This is a genomic window from Microcoleus sp. AT3-A2, from assembly GCF_036705685.1.
Lineage (GTDB): Bacteria > Cyanobacteriota > Cyanobacteriia > Cyanobacteriales > Microcoleaceae > Microcoleus.
The window spans coordinates 42742-48825 of the sequence record NZ_JAUBVF010000016.1 but is presented as its reverse complement, the minus strand read 5'-3'; the positions used below and the strand labels follow the sequence as shown (position 1 = coordinate 48825).

7 protein-coding genes are annotated in these 6084 nt (G+C 43.4%); 3 read left to right on the top strand and 4 right to left on the bottom strand.

Features of this window, described 5'->3' with window-relative positions:
* The 3 genes from QUB37_RS12120 to QUB37_RS12110 all read left to right on the top strand — a co-directional run.
* On the top strand, positions 1 to 138 hold a 138-nt coding region (locus QUB37_RS12120), incomplete at its 5' end, for a PEP-CTERM sorting domain-containing protein (protein ID WP_333162295.1).
* A gap of 1033 nt (positions 139 to 1171) precedes the next feature.
* Positions 1172 to 2008 carry a cyanoexosortase A gene (crtA, locus tag QUB37_RS12115; protein ID WP_333162195.1) on the top strand — a complete coding sequence of 279 codons (837 nt, stop codon included), beginning with the start codon at positions 1172 to 1174 and terminating at the stop codon, positions 2006 to 2008.
* A 169-nt stretch (positions 2009 to 2177) separates the two neighbouring features.
* Entirely contained in the window at positions 2178 to 2675 is a 498-nt protein-coding gene (locus QUB37_RS12110) for a 2TM domain-containing protein (RefSeq protein ID WP_333162193.1), read from the top strand.
* 363 nt (positions 2676 to 3038) lie between these two features.
* Here QUB37_RS12110 and QUB37_RS12105 read toward each other — a convergent pair whose 3' ends face one another.
* The 4 genes from QUB37_RS12105 to psbV all read right to left on the bottom strand — a co-directional run bounded on the left by QUB37_RS12105 (position 3039) and on the right by psbV (position 6076).
* Positions 3039 to 4058, bottom strand: coding sequence for a CHAD domain-containing protein (locus tag QUB37_RS12105; protein ID WP_333162191.1), 1020 nt, complete (start codon positions 4056 to 4058; stop codon positions 3039 to 3041).
* A 413-nt stretch (positions 4059 to 4471) separates the two neighbouring features.
* Complete coding sequence (petJ, locus tag QUB37_RS12100; protein WP_333162190.1) at positions 4472 to 4810, bottom strand: cytochrome c6 PetJ; 339 nt, start codon at positions 4808 to 4810, stop codon at positions 4472 to 4474.
* 125 nt (positions 4811 to 4935) lie between these two features.
* Entirely contained in the window at positions 4936 to 5433 is a 498-nt protein-coding gene (gene psbV2 / locus QUB37_RS12095; RefSeq protein ID WP_333162188.1) for a photosystem II cytochrome PsbV2, read from the bottom strand.
* 154 nt (positions 5434 to 5587) lie between these two features.
* Complete coding sequence (gene psbV / locus QUB37_RS12090; RefSeq protein WP_333162186.1) at positions 5588 to 6076, bottom strand: photosystem II cytochrome c-550; 489 nt, start codon at positions 6074 to 6076, stop codon at positions 5588 to 5590.
* Positions 6077 to 6084 lie beyond the last annotated feature (8 nt).

The window sequence follows — 6084 nt, the reverse complement described above, 5'->3', positions numbered from 1 at the left end:
GGTAGCGATACTTTCGTCAGCAGCACTAGCAACACTGAAGCTACTCCTGAACCTTTAACAATGCTTGCTGCTGCTGCTGCTGTTGGGTTTGGTGCTAAGTTCAAAAAGCAACGCGCTCAAGCTCAAAAAGCTGAATAGGCGATCGTTTGAACTCGTTTTCGATTCTGGCTTGATGCCAAACTGATTATTTTATGTTCGAGCTAAAAACCTGGTTTCTTGGTGAAACCAGGTTTTTTAGTATCTGATAGCGCGCCACCGTGAACACCCCAGACTTTGAAACCGAACTCAGAGCATCTCATATTTGTAAAAACACTTCTTTTGGCTCCTTTTTTCTTCCTCTTTCCTCCTGGCTGCTGCCTCCAATTTCTAGCTTGTCTGCTTTCATTGAGATGCTCCCGTCAAATCGCCCCTAGACCGCACATTTAAGAACTACCATAAGACCGTTTCTGAAGCATTTCCCATATATAGCAACCCTTGCAGGAGTCGTAAATTTTTTACCCCACCCCAACCCTCCCCGAACCCGCTTGCTCGGAAGTAAGAAATTTACAAATGATGCGAGGATTGCTATAAAGGCACTGAGATTCTTTAAAAGCAGATAATCACCATGGAGCATTGCTCAATGTCTAACTCGCTGAACCTTATTTACTCAAACCTCAGTGTCACACCCTGCGGTGTGCCAATTGCGTCTACTCTCAAAAAACCCAAGCCTCATTAAGGCTACTTATTTTTAATTATTGTTGATTCACTCCCTTGGTAGTTTTTGCTTACACCGACTGAGTAAGCCAGTGCTAGGCACCCAACCAATCATTTCGAGTAGCCATCTTTTCCATAGGTGTCCTAATGCTGAGCTATGCGTTGCATCTGAGTCTCACCACCCATCAAATTCCAGAGTGTCTACTAACCTCATCTCAAAGATTTACAGCCCTTAAAATCCTCCGAGTCCTTTCCGTAGGAGGGGTTCAAGCTAATGAGTTGTTTACATCCCCTACTATTTTTATGATATGATCTAACAAACAATAGTCTGAGCTGTTTTTAGTTCCGAGTCTGAAAACCTGGATTTTTCGTTGGTACTTCGACTGCCGCATCGACTGGAAACCTTTATTCTAGGGTTGACAATCACAAACTGTCCGAAGTATTGCTCTCATCAATCAACTAATAACTAATATCTAAAATGTTCAAGAGAAAACTTTTTTGGCTCATCATTATCGCCACAGCTTTAGTAACTCTGAATATGACACTCCTGTGGAAACTCGACGATGTTGCTCATTTTTGGATGAGTATAGTTTTTTGGTGCGCTGTGGGTTCCCTGCTTTGGGACAATCAGGATATTCTCAAACAGAGTGATATAAAAAGTGACCTATGGTCGATAGTCGCTGGGACAATATTAATAGCTTTTATTTTATTTAAAAGTGCTGTGGTTTCCAGTAAATTCGATCCTTTTTTAAGACTGGCACCTTTTTTGTCTGGTTTAGGTTTGAGCCTAATTGCGGTAGGTTTTCAGAACTTAAAACTATATTGGCGTGAATTGGTAATACTATTTTTTCATGGCACCCCCAGTGTCATTACGTTACCTTTAGTGGATTTTGTTGCCTCGCTTACTGCTAAATTTGCTTATTATTCTTTGTGGTATGTCGGTTTTGATGTAACACGTGATGGTAATTATGTTGCTTTACCGACAGGAAGGGTGTTGGTAAATGGGGGTTGTTCGGGTATAGAGGCAATGAATTATTTATTAGGTTTAGCTGTAGTTTGTTTGGTGATGTTTCCTACTAAACAAAATAAGGCTTTGGTAATAGGTGTCGCTGTCATTTGTGGTTTTATTATTAATGTTTTTCGAGTGGCGGGAATGGCATTGTTAGTTGCATCTAATCGCCTAGATTTGTTTAAATATTGGCATGAGGGTGAAGGTTCTTTAGTCGTGGGCATGATTGCGGTGATTTTGTTTGGGATATTTTATCAGTTTATGTTGAAACGAGATAGCAAACTTAGTCACAGTTCGGGAAATTAATTAGTTGTAATTTGGGGAAATATATCGGTTCTTCGATTTTCCCTCCCATAGTCAGGAGTCTCGCTCACTCAAATGTCCGGGTGTTGAAATCCGCCAATGTCACTACCTGTCGTTTAACTGCCTCTATATTTATCATAGAAAGGATGTCAGGAATTATCGGAAACCTCTTATGGCGACAAATGAAAGTCAAATAAATCACATTTACGGTTCAGAGGATGCTCAGGGTATTTTACAGCTTGCGATCGCGCGGCGACAGGATGAAGGAGAATTATCCAGAGTGCAGCTTTTCGAGATTGCAGCGGAATTGGGCATTTCCGAACAGGATATTGTAGCGGCGGAACAGCAATGGTTAGCAACTAGAGGAGAAGTTCAAGAAAAGCTGGTTTTTAACTCTTACCGTCGTCGCAAATTGCAGAAAAATGTGACCAAGTACGCAATTATCAATACTTTTCTAGTTTTGTTTAATCTAGCAGCATCGCACGAGCTTTCTTGGTCGCTGTTCATTTTACTAACGTGGGGATTGGGATTGTCACTAAATGCTTGGAATGTTTATCAAACTGAAGGCGAAGATTACGAACAAGCGTTTCAGCGGTGGCGGTTGAAGAAACAAGTCGGAGAGTCTATTGGTACTGCGACGAATAAGTTTATGAAGTGGTTGCAGTCGTGACTTGGTATGGTAAAAAACGCTATCGTCCTTTCTTTTACTTCACCTGGTGAAGTAATTCGGATTTTAACTCGTTATATCAATTCCGGTTATACCGGAATGATTGTTGACTGTTGACTGTAGAAGGAGGAGTCGAAAAACTGAATATGTGAGTGTTAACTGTTGACTCGATTTTATGATTCTGATGCAACCGGAAACGATGTTACTGGAAAGAATAATTGTTAAGATTTTTTCTTGAACCTATCCCAAAGCGCGATCGCCCTTTATTGAGTTACACAATGAAGGACACTGCAATGCCGTGTCCCTCCAAATATCCCTCTTTTAATTCCTCCCGCCAGTCGATCGCATTCTCTGGGCCCGAAAAACCTAAGTTTCCTGCGACGAATCTTCCCTCGCAGTATCTTCAACCACAGGATGAATTAAAGCAGATCGCAAACCTTGCCGAATTTCTGAATTCAAATACCTGCGCTGCAAAACCTGCCATTTTTGCCAAGCTGCATAGCGATTTTCGGCTAACAAACCAGCCAACTTGGGCAACTCTTTTTTCAAATCGCGATCGACAAAATCTGTCAGAAACTCGTCTAAAACTTCACTGTCTTGAATATCGCCCAAACATTCCTGAATAGCTTTCACATCTTCGACATAAACTTCGTAAGTCTCGCTGTAAAAATCTCCAAACAGATTCATCAAATAGCGAACCCGCTTAGCTTGCTTCCGCAAATCGTGCAGAATAGTTCCCTCGGCTGCTAACTTCTCTTCGACAGCCTCAGCATTTAAATCATCAACAACTTTAACTTTGCCATCCTCATATTCTGTGCCCAACAGCCAAGCCGGATGCAGGAAAAACTCACTAACTTGAGGTAACAGTAAATCTGGCAAAACCTCAGTAATTGGCAAATGTTCGATCGCCTGAAACTGCGGTTTTTCCAGCCAATCCTCGATCGACTCCTTCAGCGATTCGTAGGTTTTGTGCTCTAAAATCGCCCTCACCCCTTTCAAAGCCCGGTGTCGCTGTTTGAGCAAATTCAACAAAGCCTTATCCAAAACTTTCTGTTCCTCAGTCGGCAAATTCTGGTAATAGCGGTTTTGGAGACTTTCGAGCATCACATCCAAATCCCTGAGCGTTCCCAGAATCCGCCCCACCTTACCAATTTTACGTTCAGAAGCCTCTTTTGGCCAATCTAAAACTGGAGCAAAACCAGTCACAGCCGATCGCAAACGTCTCAATCCCACGCGCATTTGATGAAGTTCTTCCGCGTCTTTGTCTTTGATAACTTCAGCCTCGTGCGCTATACTTTTGCGGAAATATTTCTCAATCGCCCCAGATGCAGCGTCTCCGAGAGTTTTAACTTGAGTTTTAACTTTTGCTGATGTTTTTACGTTCATGGCAGGTGTAGATTCCACTTTGCTGATCGACTTTAATCTCGATTTCAAAGCTTTGCTAATAAGGGGTTATATCCTAGCACACACTTTTAATTAGGAAGCGCAACCCGAATAAATCTTAATATAAAGTGCTTGACAATTTCTACTAAATCAGCATTTACGAATCTAAAATCTAAAATCTAAAATCTAAAATCTAAAATCTAAAAGCTAAAATCTAAAATCTAAAATCTAAAATAAAATTACCCTCCCTCACCCTTGAACTCATAAAAATTGGATTTCTGGCGCGCTTTCCCAAATAGGTTAAGATCGCTGCAAACTGATATTTATTCGCCAAAGGGTGAGAGAGGGTGCGATCGGGAGGACAGGTTTTAAATTCAATCAAACCCGCCCAGGCTGCCCGACTTCAAAGAGGCAGTTTAGCCTTTCCAGTCTTTCTCAGATTGCGAGAGCACGTAGGTTGCTACATCCTCGATTTGTTCGGGCTTCAAGCGGCCGGCGAAAGCAGGCATAGCATTTTTGCCCTTAGTTACCTGAGTGGTAATAGCTTCCAGAGAATTCATGCCGTACTTCTCAAGAGCGTCCTTTTTCAAGGTTTTCATGGCCATAACCACGTTGCCGCCACCGATGTGACAAGCAGCACAGTTGGAGCTAAAGATTTTAGCTCCGTTAGCAGCATCACCTGCCAAAGCAGGGCGGCCAAAGCCGACGGTAAAAATTGCGATCGCTAACAGGGCGATCGATAAGAGTCTTTTCAACACAGTTCTCCTCTAATGGACACGCAAAGGGTGATTCTTTAGATATTTTACCTGTTAAAACAGGCGCGATCGCACACTCGTATCGCCTTCTTCCGAGTAATTTACCACTTTTTGGCAGTGGCAGTTCAACTCTCAAAATTCTCCACGCCCCAGCCCGGAGCTTTCTGAGCAGCCCGGATCACAAAAGCCGCTAAATTTTCAATCTCAGCCTGTGGCATCCAGCTTTCCGGCACTTGGCGGCACCAAAAAGTTTCCTCAGTACCGTCATAAGTCATCGGTTCTCTCAGATACGCCACCAGACTATTGATGTTGTTGCGGGGAGGCGTTGCCCCCTTGAGGTCAGCCAAAGACAGAGATATCGTCGGATCGGGCAAATTAGCACCTCCGACGTGACAATTCAGGCAACTTTGCTCGAACAACACCTTGCCCGCAGACAAATCCTGGGCCGAAAACAAGCGAGTATGTCCCTCAGAGTCCAACTCCAGAGCCACAGGTTCGCTGGCTTGTAAATACCTATTGACGTAAGAATCGGCAGCAGCCAAAACAGGTTGAGGAGCCAACAGCACGGGCAAAATAATTAACATCCCCAACAGAAAGCAGACAAAAGCACAACGACGCAGCATGAGGGACTACAACCTTTTGCGAGAATCAATGAGCCGGAGGTAAATTTTAGATTTCAGATTTTAGAGCGAAAAACGACCAGCCAGCAATTATTGCCGAACTTCAGCGCTCTCCCAATCCAAAATCCAAAATCTAAAATCTAAAATCTAAAATCGATTAGCGAGCGCCTTTGCCACCAGCCCACTGCTTGGAGACAATTTTTGGCTGCAACAGAATGTGACCGGCAATCGCGTACAAATCGTCATCCGAGAGATTTCTCATCTCAGCGAAAATATCCGCACTCTTCATGCTCGGATGCAGTTCCGAAATTTCCTCAAACCCGTCATAAGTGGTGGGATTTTTCATAAAGTCCACCAGCGACTCAATATTATTCCGGGGCGGGTTGGCCAAAGCCAGAGTTTCCGGACTCAAATTCACGTTCGGGTCAGTTTTGGTCATGCCCGCAGCGTGACATTGAGCGCAAGCCGAATTGAACAGGCGTTTGCCTTGCTCAACTTGTTTGAGGCTCAGCACCACTGGAGTACCCTTGTCATTCAAAGGCAGAGTGCGAAGTTCAGGACTCAGTTCGATAGCCATCGCACTGCTGACAAATAACTGAAATGTCAAGAATACAGTGGTCAGAGCAATGAAATATCTTTTAAGCATGGTTCTCC